Below are 24,259 nucleotides of genomic sequence, written 5' to 3' on the forward strand. Positions count from 1 at the left end.
TCAGTGGTTTCAGGTCCACCTTGTCAATTCATCGACGGCCCTCGCGCGACGCGGTGATTGAGGATCGCGCGGGATTGTCAGGACAAGATCGCCGGTCACGGCGGCGGGGCGATCCGGCCCGGTTTCGCGTTCCTTCACGCTGCGAATGGGTCTAAACGGCGCCGATGCGGCGCATGCCGCCCATCGCGACCCCGCTGACCATGAACCCGCTTACCTGCCGCGTACGCAGGAGTGAGCCGCAAGGAGCCTCTCGGCCATGCCGATCCTGACCTTTCCCGACGGGAACACCCGCAGCTACGACGCCGCGATCACCGGCCGCGCCATCGTCGAGGGCATCGCCAAGTCGCTGGCCAAGCGCACCGTCGCGATGGCGCTGGACGGCATCGTGCGGGACCTCGACGACCTCGTCGAGCAGGATGCCCGCATCGAGTTCCTCGACCGCGCCGACCCGCGCAGCCTGGAGCTGATCCGGCACGATTGCGCCCACGTGCTGGCGGAGGCCGTGCAGGCCCTGTGGCCGGGCACGCAGGTCACCATCGGCCCGGTCATCGAGAATGGGTTCTACTACGACTTCGCCCGCGACGAGCCCTTCACGCCGGAGGATTTCCCGAAGATCGAGGCGAAGATGCGCGAACTCATCGCGCGTGACGCCCCCTTCACCAAGGAAGTCTGGACGCGCGACGACATCCGCGCGCTCTTCGCGGAGAAGGGCGAGGCCTACAAGGTCGAGCTCGTGGACGCGATCCCGCCCGGCGAAGACCTGAAGGTCTATCGCCAGGGCGACTGGTTCGACCTGTGCCGCGGCCCGCACATGACCTCCACGGGCAAGGTCGGCACCGCCTTCAAGCTGATGAAGGTGGCGGGCGCCTATTGGCGGGGCGATTCCAACAACCCGATGCTGACGCGCATCTACGGCACCGCCTGGGCCACGAAGGAGGATCTCGACGCCTACCTGCACCGCCTGGAGGAGGCCGAGCGCCGCGACCACCGGCGCCTGGGCCGCGAGATGGACCTGTTCCACTTCCAGGAGGAGGGCCCCGGCGTCGTGTTCTGGCACGCCAAGGGCTGGACGGTGTTCCAGGAGCTGATCGCCTACATGCGCCGGCGCCTGCGCGGCGACTACCAGGAGGTCAACGCCCCCCAGATCCTCGACAAGGGCCTGTGGGAGACCTCCGGCCACTGGGGCTGGTACCGCGAGAACATGTTCGCCGCCCAATCCGCCGGGGACGAGGCCGAGGACAAGCGCTGGTTCGCCCTCAAGCCGATGAACTGCCCCGGCCACGTGATGATCTTCAAGCACGGGCTGAAGTCGTACCGCGACCTGCCCCTGCGCATGGCCGAGTTCGGCGTGGTCCACCGCTACGAGCCCTCGGGCGCCATGCACGGCCTGATGCGCGTGCGCGGCTTCACGCAGGACGACGCGCACATCTTCTGCACCGAGGACCAGCTCGCCGACGAGTGCCTGAAGATCAACGACCTGATCCTCTCCACCTACGCGGATTTCGGCTTCGGCGAGATCGTGGTGAAGCTCTCGACGCGGCCCGAGAAGCGGGTCGGTTCGGACGCGCTCTGGGACCATGCCGAGGAGGTCATGACCCGGGTGCTGACGCAGATCGAGGAGCAGTCGGGCGGGCGGATCAGGACCGCGATCAATCCGGGGGAGGGGGCCTTCTACGGCCCGAAATTCGAGTACGTCCTGCGCGACGCCATCGGGCGCGACTGGCAGTGCGGCACGACGCAGGTCGACTTCAACCTGCCGGAGCGCTTCGGCGCGTTCTACGTCGATGCCGAGAGCGGCAAGAAGCCTCCCGTCATGGTCCACCGCGCCATCTGCGGCTCGCTGGAGCGCTTCACCGGTATCCTGATCGAGCACTTCGCCGGGCATTTCCCGCTCTGGCTGGCACCCGTGCAGGTGGTGGTCGCCACCATCACGGGGGATGCCGACCCCTATGCCCGCGAGGTGATCGCCGCCGCGACCCGCCTCGGCCTGCGGGTCGAGGCGGACCTGCGCAACGAGAAGATCAACTACAAGGTGCGCGAGCACTCGCTGGCCAAGGTGCCGGTGATCCTCGTCGTCGGCCGCAAGGAGGGCGAGGAGCGCACGGTCTCGGTGCGACGCCTCGGCAGCCAGCACACCCGCACCGGCGGCCTCGACGAGACCCTGGCCGCCCTGGTGGCGGAGGCGACCGCGCCGGACCGCATCCGGGCGGATGCGGTGGCCGAGACCGTGCCGAGCGCGAACGTCGCCCTGGACGGCCAGCACGGCGAGGCGCCGACGCCCTAAGGAGGGGGCCGTCCCTCCGCCGGGCTGGCCCCCGGAGGAGGGACGGATCAGAGGGCGCAATTGGCCGCGTAGAGGGCCAGGATGCGCTGCATGGCGGCGTAGTCCTGGGGCGTCGCCGGATTGCGCAGTTCCGGACCGTCGGGGAGGATGCCGGCGATCCCGGCCTCGACGTCGGCCACGAAGTGCCGCGGCCCCACGGGATCGCCCATGCGGTTGGTGGTCTCGACCTCGCCGCAGACCGCGCCCGCGCGGCCCGCGCGAAGCCGGCCGTAGCGGGCGGTGCCGGGCGTGCGCAGGCCGCGCCCGGTCAGCGCGATCACGCCGGCGGCCCGGTCCGCCCCGATGGCCTGGTCGGAGCCGTCCACGACCTGCGCCCGCACCGGTGACACCGCCAGGAGCAGGACGAGGATTCCGGCACCGATCGAAGTTCGCGTCATCCGTGCCGGTCTCCTCGTTCCGACCGAGATCCGTCACGGCCGATGGGCGGGTCGTTCAAAGGATCGGGAGGCCTTTTGTCGCTCAAGAGGTCTCTGTCCGCTCAGGAAGCCTCTGTCCCTTCAGGAGGCCTTGGCGACCACCTCGACATCCCGGTTCAGGCCGCTCTCGACCTTGAACTCGCGGGTGTAGACCTGCCCGTCGTGGCGGGCGATCAGGACGTAGTCGCCCTCCGCCAGGGTCACCTGCGGAAAAGCGCCGATCGCCTCGCGGATGGTGTCGCCGCCCGGCGTCAGCACGCTGAAGGCGGTGCCGGCGAAGGCCTCCGCGCCCTCGGCGGCGACCAGCTTCAGGGTCAGGGTGGCGGCGCGGTGGTTGAGGGTGGCGTCCGTGACCTTGCCGTTCTCCACCTTGAGGTCGGCGCGCTGGATCGCGTTCGAGCCGCCATAGGTCGAGACCACGTGGTAGGTGCCCTCGGGCAGGCGCAGGAGTTCGCCCGCCTTGACGCCGCTGCGCACGAGGCGCCCCTCCGAATTCGTCCCGATCGGCACGAAGACCGAGAAGGCGAGCTGGTCCGCGCTCAGCTTCACGTCCCCGATGGCGCCCGAGAGCTTCAGTGCCCCGGCGCTCACCTTGAGCTGCTCGGCGACGGGCTGGCCCGCCATCACGACGCGGCGCGAGGCGCTGGCGAAGCCGTAGGTCACGGTGGCGACGTAGGCGCCCGGCGCCAGGGTGAAGCTCGGGTCGGCGGCCTCGGAGCGGGCGACGATGCCGGGCTTGGCCCCGTCCGGCCGGTCCTCGTAGATGCGCCAGGCCAGTCCCGAGCGCAGGGGCCTGTCGCCGCCCGCGAACACGGCCGAGAGGCTCAAGCTCGCGCTCGCCTCGTTGGGCAGCGGCGGCACCGAGGGGCCCGACATCGACGGGGAGGGGAGGTTGGGCCCGATGCGGCTGTGGAAGGCGTTGCCGTCCTGCGCGCGCGCGGGCAGCGCGCCGAGCAGCAGGGCACCGTTCAGGAGGAGAACGGCGCCGAGACGGCCCGCTCCGTTCACAATCCGTGCCATCCGTCACCCTCCCGCCACCCGTCCGACGTTGCCAATCCGGCGTCGAGGCGCCATGTCTCGCAGCACGATGTCTCGCGGGGCCGTCTCTCGCGAGGCCGCCGCGCCCCGGCACCCGCGCTCTGGAACGGGACCATGGCGGCGGCATGGCCGAGGCGGCCGCGCCATCCGTCATAGGGCGCCGGCGGTCACGGCGCAGCCCCCCACGGCCTCGCCCGCTCCTCGATTCCGCGCGATCCCGCCTCCGATGGCTCCCATTCCCGATGGTCCCATGAACGCCACCCTCGACCTGCTGCGCACCCGCCGCTCCGTCCCGCCGATCCGCATGGAGGGGCCCGGCCCGACCGCGGCCGAACTCGACGCGATCCTGACCATCGCGTCCCGCGTGCCCGACCACGGCAAGCTCGCGCCCTGGCGCTTCCTGGTGATCGAGGGCGAGGCCCGCACGCGCATCGGCGCGCGCATCGCCGAGGCCTACGCCGCCGACCATCCGGAGGCCGACGCCGCCCGCCTCGAGCTCGAGCGCAACCGCCTCGCGCTGGCGCCCCTGGTGGTCGCGGTGGTCTCGCGGGCCGGCCCGCACATCAAGATCCCCGAATGGGAGCAGGTGCTCTCGGCGGGCGCCGTGGCGATGAACCTCGTGGTCGCGGCCAACGCCGCGGGCTTCGCCACCGCCTGGCTCACCGAGTGGTTCGCCTACGACCGCCGCATCCTCGACGCGCTCGGCCTCGACCCGCGCGAGAAGCTCGCGGGCTTCATCCATGTCGGGCGTCCGCAGGAGGTGCCGTCCGACCGGCCCCGGCCGGACCTCGCCGACATCGTGACCCGGCTCTGAGGACGCGCGCCATGCATTACGATGCCGAGACCCGGAATCTCCCCCACAATCCGCTGAAGGCCCTGGTGGCCCCGCGCCCGATCGGCTGGATCAGCGCGATGAACCGGGAGGGCGCGGTGAACCTCGCGCCCTATTCCTACTTCAACGCCGTGGCGTCCGGCCCCGACATGGTCATGTTCTCCTCGGCCGGGCGCAAGGACGCGATGACCTTCGCGGAGGAGGGGGCTGAGTTCGTCTGCAACTTCGCGACCTTCGACCTGCGCGAGGCGGTGAACGCCACCTCGGCGCCGCTGCCACGGGGCCAGAGCGAGTTCGTCCATGCGGGCCTGACCCCGGCGCCGTCCCGCAAGGTGCGGCCCCCGCGCGTCGCCGAATCGCCGGCCGCCCTCGAGTGCAAGTGGCTGCAGACCGTGCCGCTGACCCCGCTCGACGGCAGCGACGCCTCGCATTTCCTCGTGATCGGGCAGGTGGTCTCGATCTACATCGACGACCGCTTCATCCGGGACGGCCTCGTCGATACCGGCGCCATGCGGCCGATCCTGCGCGGCGGCTATTTCGACTACTTCACCGCCGAGTCCGAGACCCGGTTCGAGCTGCGCCGCCCGGCGGGCGGGGGCGGCTAGACGCCCCGCCGCCGCCCGAGGCGCTCGGCGATGGCGATGCCGCCGATGACGAGGGCCAGCGCCAGGCCGTCGTGCCAGCGGAAGGGCTCGCCGACGAGCAGGATGGCGAGCCCGGCGCCGAAGATCGGCACGAGGTTGACGAAGAGACCCGCCCGGTTCGGGCCGATCAGCTCGACGCCGCGCATGAAGGCGAGCTGGGCCACCAGCGAGGGCCCGAGCGCCACGAAGAGCACGATGGCCCAGCCCCTGGGCGTCGGCCAGATCGTATGGCCGAGGGCCCATTCGGCGGCGAGCGGCGGCAGCGAGGTGAGGAGGGCCGACAGCGCCACGGCGGTGAAGAAGCTCAGGCCCGAGACCTTGGGCCGGGCGGCGAGCGCCACGGTGTAGCCGGCATAGAGCAGGCAGGCGACCAGCATCAGCACGTCGCCCCGGTTGAAGGCGAAGGTCGCCAGCACCCGCCAATCCCCGTGGGTCGCCGCCACCACGGCGCCCGCCAGGGTGACGGCGACGCCGAGGACCTGTGCGCCCGTCACCGCGACCCGGCGGACGACGTAGTTGATCAGGATGACGAGGACGGGGATCGAGCCCTGGAACAGGGCGATGTTGATGCCGCTGGTGAACAGGCCGGCGGCGTAGAACAGGCTGGCGTAGACGGTGTAGCCGCAGGCCCCCATCAGCAGCACGTAGCGCCAGTGGCGCTTCAGCCTGTCCCATTCCGCCACGAGGCCGGCCCGCGCGGGCAGCGCCAGGGCGAGGCAGGCGAAGGCCCAGCGCAGGCAGGTGAGCACCTGGGGCGAGACCTCTCCCACCGCCCACTTGCTCGCCACCACGTTGCCGCCCCAGAGCAGCATCGTGAACACGAGGAGCGGATAGGCCGCCGTCGCCGGCTCGGGCGCGCGTCCGATCTGCGTCTCCGGCACGCGCATGGGGCGGATCTCCCTCGGGTCGGCGCGCCATTGGCCGGCGAGCGATGCGGGATATCGCGTGCCGGGACGCGGGAACAGGCCGTCCGGCGCAACACCGCCATCGAAACGCCGCCCTCGAAACACCGGGACAGGCCCGTCGCCCGGTATCGGTTTTCGGTCCGAGGTCTTATGCCGTTCTCAAGGATCGGCGGCGAGACCTGCCGAAGGTGAGACCTGCCGAAGATGAGACCTGCCGAAGGCGAGACCTGTGCGAAGGAGAGGGCGAGAATTCCGGTGACGTGGCGCTCCCTCCTCCTCGCCGGCATCGCGGCGGCCGGCCTGTCCGCTCTGGTCGCGACGGGGCAGGGCGCACGTCTCCTCGGCGAAGCGCGCGAGCGCCTCGAAGCCCTGCAGGGAAAACCCATTCCCGCCAAGCCCGCGCACCTGCCGGCCCAGCGCACCGCCGTGGAGGAGGGCCGCACCGTGGTGCGCCTCTCGGCCGGGGAGCGCGCCCGCATCGCCATCGTCACCGAGGCCCGCCCCTCGGCCGCGCATCGGGAGGAGTTGCAGGCCTATGGCAGCGTCCTCGATCTCGCCCGGGTCACCGACCTGACGAATTCCTATGCCGGCGCCAGGGCCGCGCTCCAGACCGCCCAGGCCCGCGCGGAGGTCTCGCGCAGCGCCCTGCAGCGGGCCAGGGCGCTGGGCCCATACGCCACCACCGTGCAGGTCGAGACCGCCGAGGGCACGTTCCAGACCGATCAGGCGGCGCTGGCGGCGGCGGAATCGCAGGTGCGCACCCTCTCGGCCACCGCCCAGCAGGAATGGGGCCCGGTGATCGGCCGGGCCATCGTCGAGCGCGCGCCCGCGGTCACCCGGCTGATCGAGCGCGCGGACTTCCTGGTGCAGGTGACCCTGCCGCCGGGCGAAACCCTGAAGGGTCCGCCGGCGGCGGCCTTCGCCGAGGTGCCGCCCCAGAGCGCGCGGATCGCCCTGCGCTACGTCTCGCCCGCCACCCGCACGGACCCGCGCATCCAGGGCCTGAGCTTCTTCTACACGGTCGCGGGCGACAGCGGCTTCCTGCCCGGCATGAGCATGCTGGCCTTCCTCTCGGCCGACCGCAGCGTGACCGGCCTGAGCGTGCCCGAGGCGGCGGTGGTGCATTGGCAGGGGGCGGCCTGGATCTACCGGGGGGTGGGGCCCGACGCCTTCGCGCGCCACAGGCTGAAGGCCGACCCGCCGATGTCGGCGGATGCCTACGTGGTGGAGGACCTGCCCGGCGGCACCGAGATCGTGGTCGCGGGCGCGCAGGCGCTCCTCTCCGAGGAGATGAGGAGCCAGTCGCAGGCCTCGGGCGGCGTCGATGACGATTGAGGGCCCCGGCGACGGGACGACGGGACCGCGCGGCCCCCAGGCCGTGCTCGTCGCCTTCGCGGTGCGCTTTCGCGGCATCGTGCTGGCGCTCGGCTTGGCGCTCGCCGGCTACGGCATCGTGGTGCTGGCGGACGCGCAGTACGACGTCTTCCCGGAATTCGCGCCGCCCGCCGTGGTGATCCAGACCGAGGCGCCGGGGCTCAACCCGGAACAGGTCGAGATGCTGGTGACGCAGCCCGTGGAGGTCGCCGTCAACGGCCTGCCGGGGGTGGTCTCGCTGCGGTCGAGCTCGATCCAGGGCCTCTCGGTGATCACCGTGACCTTCGGGGCGGGCAGCGACATCTACCGGGTGCGCCAGCTCGTCACCGAGCGGCTGACGGCGCTCGCCGGACGCCTGCCCCAGGGCGTGCCGCCCCCCGCGATGACGGCGCTGACCTCCGCCACCAGCACGGTGCTGCTCGTCGGCCTGACGAGCACGACGCGCTCCGACATGGACCTGCGCACGCTTGCCGACTGGACCGTGCGCCTGCGCCTCCTCGCCGTGCCGGGCATCGCGCAGGTCTCGGTCTATGGCGGCGCGGTGCGCGCGCTGCAGGTGCAGATCCGCCCGAACGACCTCGTGCGCTTCAACATCGGCGTCAACGACGTGCTCGCGGCCGCGCGCAAGGCCACGGGCGTGCGCGGCGCCGGCTTCGTCGATACGCCCAACCAGCGCATCGCCCTCCAGACCGACGGGCAGTCGCTCAGCCCCGAGGCCGTCGCCCGCACGCTCCTGATCAACGAGGGCGGGGCCAGCGTGACCCTGGCGGACGTCGCCGACGTGGTCGCCGCCGGCGAGCCGGCCATCGGCGCCGCCCTGGTGGATGGCCGGCCCGGAATCCTCCTGATGGTGGGCGCGCAGTACGGCGCCAACACCCGCGCGGTCACCGCCCGGGTCGAGGCGGCCCTGGAGGATCTGCGCCCGGCCCTGGAGCGCGACGGGGTGCTGCTCCACGCCGACCTGTTCCGCCCGGCCAACTTCATCGCCATCGCCAACGGCAACGTCCTCCAGGCCCTCGGGCTGGGAGGCGTCCTCGTGGTCGTCGTACTGTTCGTCTTCCTGTACGACTGGCGCACGGCCATCATCTCGGCGCTCGCGATCCCGCTCTCGCTGATCGCCGCCGTGGTGGCGCTCCAGGCGCTCGGCGAGAGCCTCAACACCATGACGCTCGGCGGCCTCGCCATCGCCATCGGCGAGGTGGTGGACGATGCGGTGATCGGCGTCGAGAACGTGGTCCGGCGCCTGCGCGAGAACCGCCGCCTCGGGGGGCCGCGCCCCGAGGGACGGGTGGTGCGCGACGCGATCCTGGAGGTGCGCGTCGCCGTGGCCTACGCCACCATCGCGGTGCTGCTGGTGTTCCTGCCGGTGCTCGCCCTCTCGGGCATTGCCGGGCGGCTGTTCGGCCCGTTGAGCCTCGCCTACATCCTCGCGGTGGTGGCCTCGCTCGCGGTGGCGCTCACCGTGACCCCGGCGCTCGCGACGCTGCTGCTCACGAACCGGCCGGAGGCCGACACGCGCGATCCGCCGGTGATGCGGGCGGCGCGCGGCCTCTACGCCCGGCTCCTCACCCGGATCGACCGGCGCCCCCGCCCGATCATCGCGCTCGGCCTCCTCCTCACGCTGCTGGGCGCGGGCCTGGTGCCGTTCTTCGGCTCGACCTTCCTGCCCGACCTGAAGGAGGGGCACCTGATCCTGCACATGGCGGCGGCCCCCGGCACCGCCTTGCGGGAATCGATGCGGCTCGGCGCCCGCATCTCCGCCGAGCTGAAGGCGATTCCCGGCATCCGGACGGTCGCCTCGCAGATCGGCCGGGCCGAGGCCGGGCAGGACACCGCCGGCACCCACTACAGCGAGATCCACATCGACCTCGAAGCCGGCCTCGACGGGGCCGGGCAGGCGGCGGCGGAGGCCCGCATCCGCGCCGTGATGGCGGGCTTTCCCGGCGCCGCCTTCTCGCTCAAGACCTTCCTCACCGAGCGCATCGAGGAGACCGTCTCGGGCTTCACCGCCCCGGTGGTGATCAACGTGTTCGGCAACGACCTGACCGCCATCGAGACGGCGGCCCGCGACATCGCCCGCGAACTCACCGAGGTGCGGGGGGCGACGGATGTCCAGCAGAGCTCCCCGGCGGGGCTCCCCCAGGTCAATGTCGGCCTGCGCCCGAACGACCTGCGCCACTGGGGCCTCTCGGCCGTCGAGGTGCTCGAGGTGGTGCGCACCGCCTACCAGGGCGACATCGTCGGCCAGACCTACGCGGGCAACGCGGTGTTCAACGTCCTGGTCATCCTCGATTCCGCCACGCGCGGGCGGCTCTCGGCCCTGAGCGACCTGCCCCTGCGCGGGTCCGGCGGCCGGGTCGTGCGCCTCGCCCAGGTGGCGGACATCTACGAGACCTCGGGCCGCTACCAGGTCCAGCACGAGGGCGCGCAGCGGGTCCAGGCGGTCACCGCCAACGTGACGGGACGGGACGTGGCGGGCTTCGTCGCCGATGCCAGGCGCAAGATCGCCCGCGAGGTCGCGCTGCCCCCCGGCACCTACGTGAGCTTCGCCGGCTCGGCCGAGGCGCAGGCGCGGGCCCGGCGCGACCTGCTGGTCTATTCGGGGCTGGCCGGCCTCGGGATCGTGCTGCTGCTCGCCATCGTCACCGGCAGCGCCCGCAACCTGATGCTGGTGCTGGTGAACCTGCCCTTCGCCTTCGTGGGCGGCGTGCTCGCCGTCTTCGCCACCGGCGCCGTGCTCTCGCTCGGCTCCATCGTGGGCTTCGTGACCCTGTTCGGGATCTCGTTGCGCAACACCATCATGATGATCGCGCATTACGAGCACCTCGTCGCGGTGGAGGGCCGGCCCTGGACGCGCGAAACGGCGGTGGCGGGCGCCGCCGACCGGATGGTGCCGATCCTGATGACCTCCCTCGTCACCGGCCTCGGCCTGCTGCCGCTCGCCCTCGGGGCGGGCGAGCCCGGACGCGAGATCGAGGGTCCGATGGCCATCGTCATCCTGGGGGGCCTCGTCACCTCGACGGTCCTAAACCTTATGATCCTGCCGAGCCTCGCCCTGCGCTTCGCGCGCTTCACCCTTCCGCGGGGCCGGGAGCCGGAACCGGTCTCCTGAGAAGCGTTGGCCTGCCGGCGCGAACCGGCTTAGACAGGAGGCGCGACCCGTTCGCCCGCCGGAATCCGTCATGCGCCTGACGCCGCTCCACGCCCTCCTCGCCGCGCCGCTCCTGTCCGGGTCCTTGGCCGCGCACGCGGTCGAGATGCCGGTGCCGCCCCCGGCCGGGGCCGCCCCCGGCACGCCCGTCCCGATCCAGACCTTTCCCCTGACCCGGGTGGTGCCCAAGGGGGAGGCGCGCAGCATCGCCTTCTTCTCCTACCTCTATCCCGATTGCACGTCGCAGGGGCCGGTCGTGGCGCGCATCCTCGAAACGCCGCGCCACGGCACCGTGACCTTCGCCGCGACCGATTCCTTCCCGCGCTATGCCGCGGGATCGCCGCTCGCCGCCTGCAACGCCAAGAAGGTGCCCGGCCTGCGGATGACCCACGAGGCGGAGGAGGGCTTCGAGGGCCTCGACAGCTACCGCATCCTCATCATCAACCCGGATGGGTTGGCGGTCGAGTACGAGGTGAAGGTCTGGGTGCGCTGACGGGCGGGAGGCGGAGGGGTCGGGACGGATGCGCGCTCCTCCCCCGGCGGGACGAAGACGTGCCCTCGGCTCCTTTCCGGCCTTCGTCTTCCTGCAGGGCAGCCTCTATGCCGCCTACGGCATGGTCTCCCCGTTCCTGCCGAGCCTCCTCGGCGAGCGCGGGCTCACGGCCTCCGAGATCGGCATCGTGCTCGCCGCCGGCACGCTGGCGCGCCTCGTGGCCGGCCCCCTCGCGGGGCGGGCCGCGGATCGCCTCGATGCGACCCGGGCCGTCCTCGGCTGCGGCGCCGCGAGCGCCGGCTTCCTCGCCTTCGCCACGCTGTTCGGGCACGGCTTCCCGTCGCTCCTCGCCCTCGGCCTCGCGCAGGCCGTGGCGCTCGCCGCCCTCGCGCCCCTGGCCGATGCCCTCACCCTCGCGGCGGTGACGCGGGAGGGGGCCTTCGCCTATGGCTGGGTCCGGGGCGCCGGCTCGGCCGCCTTCATCCTGGCCACCCTGGTCTCGGGGCAATGCGTCGCCTGGGCCGGGCTCGGCAGCATCCTCGTCACGAGCGGCCTGCTGTTCCTCCTCACCGCCCTGGCGGCGAGCCGGGTGCCGGCGGCACCGCGGCCCGAGCGCCCGGCCCCGCGCGCGGGCGAGGCCCAGGACCGCACCTTGCCGGAACACGACTTGCCGGGACACGACTTGCCAGAACAAGACTTGCCGGAACACGACTTGCGCGCCCTGCTCGCCGCGCCGCTCTTCCGGCGGGTCCTCCTGGTGGCGGCCCTCGTGATCGGCAGCCACGCCGTGCACGAGGCCTTCGCGGTGATCCGCTGGCGCGCGGCGGGCCTCGGCCCCGGCACCATCAGCCTGCTCTGGTCGCTGGCGGTGCTCTCGGAGGTCGCCGTGTTCGTCCTCTTCGGATCCGGGCTGCTGGCACGCCTCGGCACCGCCGGGGCGGCGATGCTGGCCGCCGGATGCGGGGTCCTGCGCTGGGCGATCATGGCCTCGACGGTCGCGGTTCCGCTGCTGGCCCTGGCCCAAGCGCTGCACGGGTTCACCTTCGCGCTGCTGCACCTCGCCAACATGCGCCTCATCGCCGGTCTCGTGCCCGAGCGCGCTGCGGCCACCGCGCAGACCCTCTACGCCACGCTGGGGCTCGGCCTTGCGAACACCGTGCTGACCGGGCTCGCCGGATGGCTCTACGGCCGGTTCGGGGCGGACACGTTCTGGAGCATGGCGGCTCTGTGTGCCTGCGCCCTGCCGCTGGCGGCCGGGCTGCGCGCGCGCGCCGGTCATACCGGCTCCCGCTGATCGGGCCTGGAAAGGGTTAGCACCGGGAGTGCGCGGACGACGATGGGCACGGGATTTCCCACGAAACCTAAGCGCCTGACGGATATGGCTGATTTCTGCACCTGCGCCGTGCGCGCCAAGTCAGCGGCGCGTTTCGCGCAGGTAGCTCAACGGCGCGCCCGTGTCGGGGTGGGGCATCACCCCCATGGGAATGCCGTAGACCCGGTCCAGGGTCTCGGGCGACATCAGGGCGTCGGGCGGCCCTTGCGCGATGAGGCGGCCCGAATGCAGGGCGAGGATGTGGTCGCAGAAGCGCGCAGCGGTGTTGATGTCGTGCAGGACGACGATCACCCCGAGGCCGGCTTCGTGCGACAGGTCGCGGACGAGGGCGAGCATCTCGACGCCGTGGGCGATGTCGAGGGCCGAGGTCGGCTCGTCGAGGAGCAGGCAGCGCGTGTCCTGCGCCAGGAGCATCGCCAGCCAGACGCGCTGGCGCTCGCCCCCCGAAAGGGTGTCGACGAGGCGGTCTGCGAGGCGGTCTACATCGGTGCGCGCCATCGCCCCGGCGATCTTCTCGCGGTCCCCGGGGCCGATGCGGCCGAGCGCCCCGTGCCAGGGGTAGCGGCCGAGGGCCACCAACTCGCGCACCAGCATGCCGGCCGCGACGGGGGGCGTCTGCGGCAGGTAGGCGACCTTGCGGGCGAAGGCGCGGTCCCCCCAGGCCGGCAGGGCCTTGCCCTCGAAGGCGATGGCCCCCGCGCTCGGCGGCTGCTGGCGGGCCAGGAGCTTGATCAGGGTCGATTTGCCCGAACCGTTGTGGCCGATGAGCCCGACGACGCGGCGCCCCGGGATCGCCAGGGTGAGCGGGTGGAGCAGGGTGCGGCCCGCCACGGTGAAGGCCGCCCCGTCGAGGGCGAAGAGCGGCTCGGCGTCGGTCGGATTCATGCGGGCCTCGCGGGCAGCGGACAGGCGGCGCAGAGGGTCTGCGCGGGGATGAGGTAGCGCAGGCAGCAGACCTTGCGCTGGCGCGTGGCGGCCTCCGGCCCGACGTAGCGGACCGCATCGAACAGCGGGTTCGGGCGGCCGTCGGGCCCGCACCGATGGCGGATCAGGTCGCGGGCCGCCGCGAGGCCGGACGGGTCGCAGGCGGCGGCGAGTTCGGCCTTGTTCAGGATGGCGTCGAGGACATTGCCGGCATTGCCCCAGATCACGCGGGGCGCGAGGCCCGAGACCGCCGCGAGGGCGGCGGCCAGGGGCCGGATGTGGCCCTCGATCAGGGGCGCGAAGCGCTCCGGGCCGGGGGCCGGCGCACCGGCGTCGCGCAGCTTGAGCGCGAGGGTGCGGCCCTCGGCATCCGACACCACCGCGATGGCGTCCAGGGCGACCGGCAGGGTCCGGCCGAGGATCAGGCTGGCGGCAAGCGTCGGGACGACGAGGGCGGCGAAGTGGTGCTTCGACCAGATCGAGGCCACGGCCCGCGGGTCCGGCGCCACATCGGGGTAGGTCCGGGCGAAACGGGCGAGATGCGCGGACAGGGTCGCGGGTTCGAGGAGCGCCGTACCGGACAGGCCCGGGCGCGCGTCGGCGAAGGGCACGAGACGCCCCTCGTAGGCGGAGAGCGGCCCGGAAAACAGCGGCGCCAGGGCATCGAGGCTCATCCGACGGGATCCCTCACCACAGGCCCTCTCATCGCCGCAGGGTCAGCCCGATGAAATAGGCGCCCCCCAGGCCCGTGGCGACGAGGCCGGCGGGAATCTGCCAGGGGAACGCGATCATCCGGCCGGTCCAGTCGGCGGCGACGAGGATCAGCGCGCCGAGGAGCCCGGCGGCGGCGAGCTGCGGCATCGGCCGCTGGAGGCCGATCATCCGGGCCATGTGCGGCGCCATCAGGCCGATGAAGCTCAAGGGGCCGACGATGAGGGTCGCGGCCCCCGTCAGGGTCGCGGTGAACAGGAGGAGCAGGAGGCGGGCGCGGCCGACATCGACGCCGACGGCGCGGGCCACGGCCGGCCCGAGGGGCAGGATTTCCAGCCACCGGGCGACGAGGGGGCTCAAGGTGAGCATGGCGAGGGCGAGGCCGCAGGCGAAGGCCGCTTCGCCGTAGCCGGCATTGTAGGTCGAGCCCGACAGCCAGGTGAGCAGGACGGCGACGCGCGGATCTCCCGTCGCCTGCACCAGGGTGATGATCGCCCCCAGCATGGCGGTGAGGGCGGCGCCCACCAGCAGCATCTGGCCGGGGGCGTGGCCCGAGCGCCGCCCGAGGGCCAGCACCATCACCAGCACCGCGAGCGCGCCCGCCACCGCGCAGGCGAGGAGGCCCCCGCGCCCGAGGCCGGGCGCCGTGAGCACCGCGATGAGCAGCGCGATGGCCGCCCCCGACGAGATGCCGAGGAGTTCCGGGCTGGCGATGGGGTTGCCGGTCAGGCGCTGGAGCAGGGCGCCGGCGCAGCCGAGCATGCACCCGGCGCCCAAGGCGGCCAGGACACGCGGGGCGCGCCAGGGCAGGAGCGGGCCGAGATCCGCCCCGCTCCAGTGCCAGCCCTCGGGCAGGCGGCCGAGGCACAGGGCGATGGCGAGCGCCACGACGAGGAGCGGCACCAGCCAGCCGACGACGGCCCAGGGCCGGGCCCTGCGCGTCGCCGGAGCCGTCGCGGCCGGGCGCGGCTCGGAGCCGGCGGCCCGCAGGCGCACGATGAGCCCGATCAGCAGGGGGGCGCCGAGGAGCGCCGTCACGGCGCCGGCCGGAATGCCGCTGCGGCCGGCCAGACGCTGCGTCGCCTGATCCGCGAGGGTGAGGAGGAGGGCCGCCGCGAGGCTGCCCCAGAGCAGGCGGTCGCGCAGGCGCCGGGCGCCGCCGGCCCGCGCCAGGGCGGGCCCGGCGAGCCCGATGAAGCCGATGACGCCCACCGCCCCGACGACGCTGGCGCTGACGAGCACCCCCACGGCCAGGGCGGCGAAGCGGATCGTCGCGATGGGCAGCCCGACGCTGCGCGCCCCGGCCTCGTCGAGGTCCAGCAGCGCCAGGGGCCGCGCCAGCAGGGCGGCGGCGAGGGCGGCCCCCGCCACCCGGGGCGCCAGACTCACGGCGGTCGCCCAGCTGTTCTGGTTGAGCCAGCCCGCCTGCCAGGTGAACAGGTCGTTGAGGTCCTCGAAATAGGCGATCACCAGCATCTTGTTGACCGCCTCGAAGCACAGGGCGATCACGAGGCCGCTGAGGATCACCGCCAGGGGCGCGAAGCCCGTGCGGCGGGCGAGCAGGAGGACGAGACCGACGCAGGCGCTGCCGCCGACGAGGGCCACGGGCTCGTAGCCGAAGGCGAGGAGGCCCGGCGTCCACAGGGTCGCCAGCGCCAGGGCCAGCTTCGCCCCGGCGAACACCCCGAGGGTCCCGGGCTCGGCCAGGGGATTGTCGAGGACTTGCTGGAACAGCACGCCGGCAAGACCGAGACCGCCTCCGCACAGGAGCCCGACGGCCAGACGCGGCAGGAAGCCGTAATGGGCGATGAGCTGCGGCATGCTGGCGAGATCGGGATGGACCAGCGCCGGCCACCATTCGGCCGTGGGCAGGGCGGCCTTGAGGTTGGCATAGACGAGGAACGCCGTCGCGAGGGTCGCAAGGCCCAGGAGGCCCAGGAGGCCCAGAATGCCCCGGCTCGAGCGGCCCGAACGCATGAGACCGGCGCCGCGCCATGCCGTCCTGTGCCCGGTCATCATCGGCGTCTCGTCCCGGCTTGGGCGCCTTGTCGATCGGTGTCTTGTCGATCGATGTCTTGCAGGTCGATGTCTTGCAGGGCCGCGGCGAGCTGACCGGCGAAGCGCGCGGCCGAGGGCAGGGCGCCGTTGGGATGGACCACCGGCATCGCGACCACGCGCTGCAGGCGCACGAAGGGGAGCGCCCGCCAGATCGGACTCGTGTCGAGGCGCGCGAGCGCCCGGACGGTCTCGCGGCCCCGGTCGAAATGGATGAGGATCGCGTCCGGGTTCGCGCCCAGATCCTCGATGCCGGCGAAGGCCGTGCCGCTGCCGCTCTGGCCGCCGCTCCAGGCGTTGGCGAGGCCGACGCGGGCGGCGACGTCGCCGACCGTGCAGCGCGCGCCGAACATCGCCACGCGGCCATCCTCGCGCAGGCGGCAGATGTAGGCCGGGCGTCCGAGATGGCCGGCCAGTGTCGCGCGGGCCTGGGCCAGGGCCGCCCCGGTCTCGGCGATCCGCGCCTCGGCCTGGGCCTCGTGCCCGACGCGGCGGCCGAGGGCGCGCGTCAGGGTGTCGAGGTGGTCGAGCGGCGAGGGGGCGTTGCCGGCCGTCGTCGGGAAGGCGGCGACGGGGGCGATGCGGGCGAGCGCGCCTTGCGTCTGCGCCTGCCAGGTGGCCGCGACGAGGAGGTCCGGGCGCATGAGGCGCAGCAGTTCGAGGTTGGGCTCCTGCAGCGGCCCGAGATCCACCACCTCGGGCGGAAGGGCCGGCTGCGCGGTCAGCCGCTCGTAGAGCGGCCGGTTCGCCGCCGCGACGGGCACGAGACCGATGCCGAGGAGCGTCTCGGTGAACAGGCCGTCGAGGGTGACGACGCGCGGGGCCGCCGCGCGCGCGGGACCGCCGAGGGTTCCGAGCGCGAGGCCGCCGAGCAGGCTCCGTCGGGTGATCGCCGGTTCGCTCACCACCGGTAGGAGATGGTGCCGAACACGTTGCGCGGCTCGTTGTAGACGCAGGCCGACCCCGTCGCGCAGGTCACGTAGATGCGGTCGGCGAGGTTGCGGATGTTGAGCTGCGCCCGCCAGCCGGCCAGACTCGGGTCGGCCGCGCCGAAATCGTAGAGCCCGACGAGGTCGAACAGCGTCGTCTCCTTGGTGTCGAGGGCGAAGCCCGGGATGTTGGCCGAGCCGATGTAGCGCACGCCGCCGCCCAGCCGCAGGCCCGGCACGCCGAAGACGCCGATGTCGTAGGTGCCGAAGGCCGAGGCGAGGTGGTAGGGCACCGTCGCGATGCGCTGGTTGAGGTTGGCCGGGATCGTCGTCTTCGTGGTGCGCGCGTCGGTGTAGGAATAGGACGCGACGAGCTGGAGCGGCCCGAAATTGGTCCGGCCCTCGATCTCGAAGCCCTGCGAGCGCACCTCGCCGGTCTGGATCGAAAACGCGGTGTTGACCGGGTCGGGCACCAGGGCGTTCTTCTGGTTGATCTGGTAGACGGCGCCGCTGATGAGCGTGTCGGCGTCCGGGATCTGCCAGCGCACGCCGCCCTCGTACTGCTCGCCCGTGGTCGGCTGGAACGGGTTTCCGCCGCGATCCGTCTGCGCGAAGGTGGCGAAGGACTGGCTGTAGGAGACGTAGGGCGCGACACCGTAATCGGCGAGGTAGACGAGGCCGGCGCGCCCGCTGAAGGCGCTGTCGTTCTGCTCGATCCGAGCGCCGGTCAGGTAGGCGAGGTTCTGGGTCTTGGCGAAGTCCTGGCGACCGCCCAGCAGCAGCACGAACCGGTCGAACTTGATCTGGTCCTGCGCGTAGAGGCCGACCTGATCGAGCAGAAGTTTCGAGCCGGTGTTGACGCGGAAGTTCGGCTGCGGCGTCGTCAGGCCGTAGACCGGATTGTAGACGTTGAGGGAGCCGACCGTCCCGGTCTGGTAGCGCTCCGAGTTCAGGAAGGCGCGGTAATAGTCGATGCCGGTGAGCAGGGTGTGGGCCACGGGGCCGGTGGCGAACTTCACTTCGAGCGAGGTGTCGCTGGTCACGCCCGTGGCGTTCTCGTTGCGCGAGCTGACGCTGCGGTTCACGATCTGCCGGTTCGCCTGCAGACTCGGCACCGTCACGTAGTCCCAGTCCACGCCGGCCTGATAGTAGCGCAGGGCGTGGCGCAGGCGCACGGCGTCCGAGAAGGCGTGATCGACGAGGTAGCCGATGGCGCCCGAGCGGCTGTCGAACTTATCGAAGCTCGGCTCGCCGTAGAAGCGGTTGACGGGAAAGCGGCCGAAGGGCGGGTTGTTGACCAGCGTGCCGAGGGCCGGCAGCGGCGGCTGGTGCGCCGTGCGGATCTCCTGATAGTAGCCCAGCAGGGTCACGGACGTATCGGCCGAGGGCCGCCACGTGAGGGCGGGCGCGATGTAGCGCTTGTCGTCCGGCGTGAAGTCGATGAACGTTCCGCTGTCGCGGAACAGGCCGGTCAGGCGGTAGGACCAGGCGCCGTCCGGCGTCAGGGGCCCCGAGAAGTCGCCCGAGACCTCCTTCCGGCCGTAGCTGCCCACCGTGTAGTTCATCTCGCGGAAGGGCTCGCTCAGGGGGCGCTTGCTGATGGCGTTGATCACGCCGCCCGGCGTCAACTGGCCGTATAGGATCGAGGCGGCGCCCTTCAGCACCTCCAGGCGCTCCAGGCCGTAGGGTTCCTGGGTGCCCTCGTAGACGCCCGACGAGAGCTTCATCCCGTCGCGCAGGAGGCCGCCATTGCCCGTGGCGACGTTGAAGCCGCGGATGAAGAAGCTGTCCGAGGTCCGGCCGAGGCCCGGATTGGCGCTCACGCCCGGCGTGTAGGCGAGGGTGTCGGTGAAGCTCTGGGCGCCGGTGTCGCGGATCTGGCGCGCCGGCACCACGGAAATCGATTGCGGGGTCTCGATGATCGGCGTGTCGGTCTTCGAGCCCGACGCGCTGCGGGTGGCGACGTAGCCGCGCACGGGACCGGTGGCGCGCTCGACGGCGATGCCGCCGCCCCGGCCGGCCACCTGAAGCTCGTCCAGGGTCACGCTCGAGGCCGCGTCCTGCGCCGGGGCCGTGCCCTGCGCCAGGGCCGCGCCCTGCATGAGGACGGCGCCGGGGATCAGGGCGATCCAGGCCACGCCGGCCAGGAGGCCGGGCAACCGGGCCGGAATGGCGCGGGCTATCGTCTCGGTCTTGTCCATCACCACACCCCAGGAAGATCGCATCGTGTCGGCGCCCCCGTTCGGAAGGTCCGCCCACGCGCCGGTCATCGCCACGTGGGATCACGGCCGAGGCCGCTCTCCCGCCCTTGCGCGACGGCGTTGTTTTTAAGTATTCTAATTCTCCGTCTCGCCTTCGAGGCCGGTCAATGTCTTAGAATGTCCAAATCTTTGCTTGATAAACATTAGCTTAACCCGAAATAGCCTTCAATATCAGTGTTTTGAATTGATTCTAATCTCTCGTTTCTCCCTCGGCGCCCGGCTCTGGCCGGGATCGTCTAAGTCTCTGATTTTCGGGATACTTTGACACCGGAGGGATCGCCCGGGACGCGCTCCGTGCCCGTTCCGCTTGTCGGGGAAAACCATCGGCTGTGCTCCTGCGGCCACACCGGCCGCGCCGCCGGGTTGCGCGGCGGCGCTCGCGTCGAACTCAACCACCATCGAGGCCTTCCAAATCGAGGCGCCCCAAATCGAGGTGCCCCAAGACGTCCGCGACCGCTGCCTGGAAGCCAGGATGACGGATGATGTCCAGGTGGTGCGCCCCCGGAACCGCGATGGAGGCCGCCACCGGGGCGAGGCGGCTCCAGTCGCGCAGGGGCTCGCTGCGCCCCAGGGAGTGCTCCGCCTGCCAGACATGGACCGGAACCCCGAGGGGTTCGAGCGCGTGGCGCCTGGCGCGCACGCGCTTCTCCAGCATGGCCCAGAGCTCGAATTCGCGCGCGTCGAGGCCCGGGCCGTCGGAGGGCGGCGCCTCGGCGCCGTCGAGGAGATAGGTCTCGATGGCCTCGCGCTCGGCCGCGTCCATGAGGCCGAGGAGCCGACGCCAGTGCTCGGCCATGGTCGAGCGGCCGATCCAGGCGTCGAGGGCCTGCGCCGCCCGGGCGCGCGCCTCCGGCATCAGGGGCCGGGGACTCACGAGGGGGACGGATTCGAACACGTCGACGAGGCCGAGGAACACCACTGCCACCCGGCCCTGGAGTCGGCGGGCGGTCTCGAAGGCGAGGTCGCCTCCCGACGACCAGCCGATCAGGGCACAGCGCCCGCCCGGCGCCGTCCGCACGATGGCGTCGGCGTACTCCGCACCGAGGGCGGCGACATCGTAGCCGCGCCAACGCTGGTCGGTATAGGCATGGCTGACGAAGCCGTGGACCGGCCGCCGGCCGCCGAGGGCGGCGGCGAGGCCGGCGAATTCCGTGGCGTTGGCGATGAGACCGGGCACGCAATAGAGCGGCACCCCCCCGCCCCCCTCCGCCAGGTGGACCATGTCGGGCATCGCCGGGACGGGCGCGATCCGGGCCGCGAGGGCCGCGAGGTTCGGAGCGTTGAGGATCTGGGCGAGCGAGACTGTCTGCCCGCCCGCGATTCCCTGTCGTCGGATCCGCGCCAGCATCTTCAGGCTGAGGATGGAATCGCCCCCGAGGTCCGTGAAGGCGGCCATGCGGTCGATCCCGGCCGCCTCGAGGCCGAGAAGGTCGGCCCAGATCGCCGCCAGGGCGGCTTCCATCGGGTCCTGCGGCGCCGCGACGGCCCGTTTCGGCGGAGCGGGTTCGGGTAAGGCCCGACGGTCGAGCTTGCCGTTGGGCGTGAGGGGCAGAGCGTCGAGGCGTGTGAACGTCGCGGGCACCCATGCCTCGGGCAGGCGCGCGGCGGCCTGCGCCTTGAGCGCCGCGAGGTCGAGGTCCGCCAAATCTCGGGTGACCAAGTCTCCGGTGATCAAGTCTCCGGCGACGACGTAGGCGGCGAGCTGCATCCGGCCCTCCGCGTCCGGCCGCGCGACCACCGCCGCGTCGCCGATTCCGGGAAGGCCGCGCAGGGCCGCCGCCACCTCGCCCGGCTCGACCCGGTGGCCCCGGATCTTCACCTGATCGTCCCGGCGCCCGACGAAGGCGAGGCTGCCGTCGCGCAGGCGCCGGACCCGGTCGCCGGTGCGGTAGAGCCGCCCGCCCGCCGGCCCGAACGGGTCGGGCACGAAGCGCTCCGCCGTCGCCGCCGCCTGTCCGCGATAGCCCCGGGCGAGGCCGGCCCCGCCGAGGTAGAGCTCGCCGATGGCGCCCACGGGGACCGGATCGAGGACGGGGTCGAGGACGTGGGCGCGGACCCTCGCGAGCGGCGTGCCGATGGGAACCGACTCGCCCGTCCGGAGGGCCGTGGCGGCGTCCTGGCACAGGGCGCCGACGGTGGCTTCCGTCGGTCCGTAATGGTTGATCACCCGGCAGCCGGGTTTCAGGGCGGCGACGCGCGCGGCCAGGGACCACGGCGCCGCCTCGCCGCCGAGGATCAGGACCCGTTCGGGCAGGGTCGCGGCCGGGTCGCCGGCCTGGAGCAGGGCGCCGAGATGGCTCGGCACGATCTTGAGGCCGTCGATGCGGTGCGTGCCCATGTAGGCGGCGAAGGCGTCGGGATCGAAGGCCGCCTCGCGGTCGATGAGGTGGAGTTCGGCCCCGCCCGCCAGCGCGCCGAACAGGACGGTGTTGCCGAGGTCGGCCGCCACCGTCGAGACCATGGCGAGGCGCGCGCCGGGCGGCAGCCCGAGGCGCTCCAGGACGCCGTGGACGTAGGCGGCGAGGCCGCCTCGGGTGACGACGACGCCCTTGGGCCGCCCCGTCGAGCCGGAGGTGTGGACGAGGTAGGCCGCCTGCCCGGACGATACGGGCGGGGCCGCCCAGCCGGCCACGGGGTCCGGCACGAGGGCCGGTCCGTCGAGGGACAGGCGGATGCGGCCGCAGCCGAAATCGGCGCCCGTGTCGGAATCCGTGACGAGCCAGCGCGCGCCCGCATCGGCGACGAGGTCGGCGCGCCGGGCCTCGGGCAGTTCGGGATCGACAGGGAGATAGGCCGCCCCCGCCTTCAGCACCCCGAGGAGGCCGACGACCCATTCGGGGCTCCGGCCCATCTGGAGGACGACCCGGTCTTCCGGTCCGACGCCCTGGGCGGCGAGCGCCCGCGCGAGATCGTCCGAGGCCGCCTCGACGATCCGTCGGGTGTAGCGTCGCGGGCCCTGGCACAGGGCGACGGCGTCGGGCGCCTCCGCAACCCGCGCCCGCCAGGCCGCCACCACGTCGGGGGCCGGCCCGCGCGGGGCGGTGTCCGACGGGAGTACCGGCTCCGGCAGTTCGGTCAGGGGCCGCTCGGGGGCGCGGGCCAAGTGCCCGGCCAGGGCGGCGAAGCTGTCGGCCAGATCCGCGATGGTCTCGGGATCGAACAGGTCGCGCGTATAGGCGAGGTGCCCTTCGATGCCGTCCGGTCCGTCGATGAAGTCGAGACTCAGGTCGAAATGGGCGCCGCCGCCGTCGAGGCCGCGCACGCGGATCGGCAGACCGGCCAGGCGCAGGCCAGCGTGACCGCGCCGCTGCTCCGTCACCTTGACCTGGAACAGCGGGTGCACGCCCGGCCGGCGCACCGGCGCCACGGCCTCGACGACGCGGTCGAAGGCGAGATCGATCCGCCCCTGCGCCTCCAGCACCGCCGTCCGGACCTGTCCGACGAGGTCGCCGAACGTGCCGCGCCGGTCGATGCGGGCGCGCACCACCGCGAGGTTGGTGAGGTAGCCGATGAGCGGCCGGGTCTCGGGCCGCCCGCGATTGGACAGCGGCGTGCCGATGCGGACATCGTCGGTGTCGCCGTGGCGGGCGAGGGTGAGCATGAAGGCGGCGAGCACCACCATGAACGGCGTCGCCCCCGCGCGGCGGCCGAGATCCCGCAGGGCCTCGGCGGTCTCGCGCGGGATCACGAAGCCGTGGGTGCCGCCGTGATCGCTGCGCACGGGGCCGCGCGGCCGGTCGAGGGGCAGGCCCATGGGCGCGTCGTCGAGTGCCTCGTCCGGTCTCAAGGCATCCCGCCAGGCGGCGGCCTGTCGCGCCGCCTCGCCCGCCTCCATCCAGCTCCGCTGCCAGGCGGCATGATCGGCGAACTGGACCGCCAGGGTCGGTAGGCCGTCCGGCACACGGTCGCGCCGCGCCGCGTAGAGGGCGTCGAGGTCGCGCAGGAGCAGGCCGACGGAACCGCCGTCGGCCACGATGTGATGCAGGCCGACGACCAGCCGTTGCGCATCCGGGCCGAGGCGGTGCAGTTCCACCCGCAGGAGCGGGCCGTGCTCGAGATCGAACGGCAGGCGGGCGAACGCGGCCGCCCGAGCCTCGCTCGCCTCCGGCGTCGGAAGGTCGTGCAGGTCCAGGGGAACCCGCCCGGCGGGGTGGATGCGCTGGCGCGGCACGCCGTCGGCATCGACCAGGAAGGTGGTGCGCAGGGTTTCGTGGCGCGCCGCGAGGTCGTCGAGGGCGCCCTGGAGCAGGTCGGGATCGAGGGCGCCGTCTATCTCGACGAGGCCCGTGAGGTTGTAGGCCGGGCTCGCCGGCGCGCGCTGCCAGGTCAGCCACAAGCCGCGCTGGCCGTCGGACAGGGGCAGCGCCGCGCGGTCGGCCACGGCGACGATGGGCAGCGCGGCGAAATCGACGCCGTTCTGCGCCAGCTTCTCGAGGAACGCCGCGCGCTGGGCGGTGCCGAGTCCGGCAAAACGCCGGGCGATGCGGACGGCGTCGCTGGTCGTGGATGAGGTGCTCATGGCGGTCACGCTTCGATCTCGTTCAGCCAGCGATCCATGTCCGCGAGCCGCTCGCCGCCGCTCGGGCCGTCGTCGGGCTCCGCCAGGGTCGCCGCGAGGGCGCCGAGGGTCGGGTGCTCGAACACCGTGCGCAGGGGCAACCGCCGGCCGAGGCGCTCCAGCACCAGGGCGCTCAGGGTCATCACCAGCAGGGAATGTCCGCCGCGTTCGAAGAAGTTGTCGGTTCGGGCGATGTCGGGCACGCCGAGGACCTCGCTCCAGATCGCCGCGAGGGCGGCCTCGGTGGGGGTGAGGGGCGCATCCGGCTGGTCCGGTGATCCGTCCGGCCGC

The 24,259-nt window shown here is 72.7% G+C and carries 17 protein-coding genes; 7 read left to right on the plus strand and 10 right to left on the minus strand.

The genetic code is table 11. The features are described from left to right. The first annotated feature begins 256 nt into the window (after positions 1-256). Positions 257-2,284, plus strand: coding sequence for a threonine--tRNA ligase (gene thrS / locus MKK54_RS18025; RefSeq protein ID WP_244012680.1), 2,028 nt, complete (start codon positions 257-259; stop codon positions 2,282-2,284). 47 nt (positions 2,285-2,331) lie between these two features. On the opposite strand, the gene MKK54_RS18030 is transcribed toward thrS, so the two are convergent. Further along, positions 2,332-2,721 carry a hypothetical protein gene (locus tag MKK54_RS18030; RefSeq protein ID WP_244012682.1) on the minus strand — a complete coding sequence of 130 codons (390 nt, stop codon included), beginning with the start codon at positions 2,719-2,721 and terminating at the stop codon, positions 2,332-2,334. A 120-nt stretch (positions 2,722-2,841) separates the two neighbouring features. Next, complete coding sequence (locus MKK54_RS18035; RefSeq protein ID WP_244012685.1) at positions 2,842-3,780, minus strand: hypothetical protein; 939 nt, start codon at positions 3,778-3,780, stop codon at positions 2,842-2,844. 268 nt (positions 3,781-4,048) lie between these two features. Between MKK54_RS18035 and MKK54_RS18040 the strand changes: the two genes are divergently transcribed. Further along, a complete protein-coding gene (locus MKK54_RS18040; protein ID WP_244012687.1) occupies positions 4,049-4,612 on the plus strand; it encodes a nitroreductase in 564 nt (187 codons plus the stop codon). A gap of 11 nt (positions 4,613-4,623) precedes the next feature. Next, positions 4,624-5,235, plus strand: coding sequence for a flavin reductase family protein (locus MKK54_RS18045; RefSeq protein ID WP_244012689.1), 612 nt, complete (start codon positions 4,624-4,626; stop codon positions 5,233-5,235). Here the strand turns inward: MKK54_RS18045 and MKK54_RS18050 are convergent. Beyond that, positions 5,232-6,161, minus strand: a complete 930-nt coding sequence (locus MKK54_RS18050; RefSeq protein ID WP_244012691.1) for a DMT family transporter — start codon at positions 6,159-6,161, stop codon at positions 5,232-5,234. The genes MKK54_RS18045 and MKK54_RS18050 overlap by 4 nt on opposite strands. A 222-nt stretch (positions 6,162-6,383) precedes the next feature. Here MKK54_RS18050 and MKK54_RS18055 point away from each other — a divergent pair, with 222 nt between their 5' ends. The 4 genes from MKK54_RS18055 to MKK54_RS18070 all read left to right on the plus strand — a co-directional run bounded on the left by MKK54_RS18055 (position 6,384) and on the right by MKK54_RS18070 (position 12,491). After that, a complete protein-coding gene (locus MKK54_RS18055) occupies positions 6,384-7,514 on the plus strand; it encodes an efflux RND transporter periplasmic adaptor subunit (protein ID WP_279597423.1) in 1,131 nt (376 codons plus the stop codon). Beyond that, the gene (locus MKK54_RS18060; protein WP_244012696.1) at positions 7,504-10,665 is read left to right on the plus strand and encodes an efflux RND transporter permease subunit; all 3,162 of its coding nucleotides are present in this window, start codon (positions 7,504-7,506) and stop codon (positions 10,663-10,665) included. The genes MKK54_RS18055 and MKK54_RS18060 overlap by 11 nt, the downstream gene beginning before the upstream one ends. 70 nt (positions 10,666-10,735) lie before the next feature. Beyond that, a complete protein-coding gene (locus tag MKK54_RS18065; protein ID WP_244012698.1) occupies positions 10,736-11,197 on the plus strand; it encodes a hypothetical protein in 462 nt (153 codons plus the stop codon). 28 nt (positions 11,198-11,225) lie between these two features. Beyond that, positions 11,226-12,491: an MFS transporter gene (locus MKK54_RS18070; protein WP_244012700.1), complete on the plus strand. Its 1,266-nt coding sequence runs from the start codon at positions 11,226-11,228 to the stop codon at positions 12,489-12,491. Between the two features lie 120 nt (positions 12,492-12,611). On the opposite strand, the gene MKK54_RS18075 is transcribed toward MKK54_RS18070, so the two are convergent. From MKK54_RS18075 to MKK54_RS18105, 7 genes are all read right to left on the minus strand, one after another. Then, entirely contained in the window at positions 12,612-13,415 is an 804-nt protein-coding gene (locus MKK54_RS18075) for an ATP-binding cassette domain-containing protein (RefSeq protein WP_244012702.1), read from the minus strand. Next, a complete protein-coding gene (fhuF, locus tag MKK54_RS18080; protein WP_244012704.1) occupies positions 13,412-14,128 on the minus strand; it encodes a siderophore-iron reductase FhuF in 717 nt (238 codons plus the stop codon). Before fhuF ends, MKK54_RS18075 begins: the two co-directional genes overlap by 4 nt. Before the next feature lie 28 nt (positions 14,129-14,156). Continuing rightward, positions 14,157-16,142, minus strand: coding sequence for a Fe(3+)-hydroxamate ABC transporter permease FhuB (gene fhuB / locus MKK54_RS18085; protein WP_244012706.1), 1,986 nt, complete (start codon positions 16,140-16,142; stop codon positions 14,157-14,159). A gap of 38 nt (positions 16,143-16,180) precedes the next feature. After that, positions 16,181-17,128 carry an ABC transporter substrate-binding protein gene (locus MKK54_RS18090; RefSeq protein WP_244012708.1) on the minus strand — a complete coding sequence of 316 codons (948 nt, stop codon included), beginning with the start codon at positions 17,126-17,128 and terminating at the stop codon, positions 16,181-16,183. Beyond that, entirely contained in the window at positions 17,122-19,350 is a 2,229-nt protein-coding gene (locus tag MKK54_RS18095; RefSeq protein ID WP_244012710.1) for a TonB-dependent siderophore receptor, read from the minus strand. Before MKK54_RS18095 ends, MKK54_RS18090 begins: the two co-directional genes overlap by 7 nt. Positions 19,351-19,798: 448 nt before the next feature. Further along, positions 19,799-23,929 carry an amino acid adenylation domain-containing protein gene (locus tag MKK54_RS18100; RefSeq protein WP_244012712.1) on the minus strand — a complete coding sequence of 1,377 codons (4,131 nt, stop codon included), beginning with the start codon at positions 23,927-23,929 and terminating at the stop codon, positions 19,799-19,801. Between the two features lie 5 nt (positions 23,930-23,934). Next, positions 23,935-24,259: phosphopantetheine-binding protein (locus tag MKK54_RS18105; RefSeq protein ID WP_244012714.1), on the minus strand; the 325-nt coding region annotated here is incomplete at its 5' end.

The organism is Methylobacterium sp. J-068, from assembly GCF_022829445.1.
Taxonomy (GTDB): domain Bacteria; phylum Pseudomonadota; class Alphaproteobacteria; order Rhizobiales; family Beijerinckiaceae; genus Methylobacterium.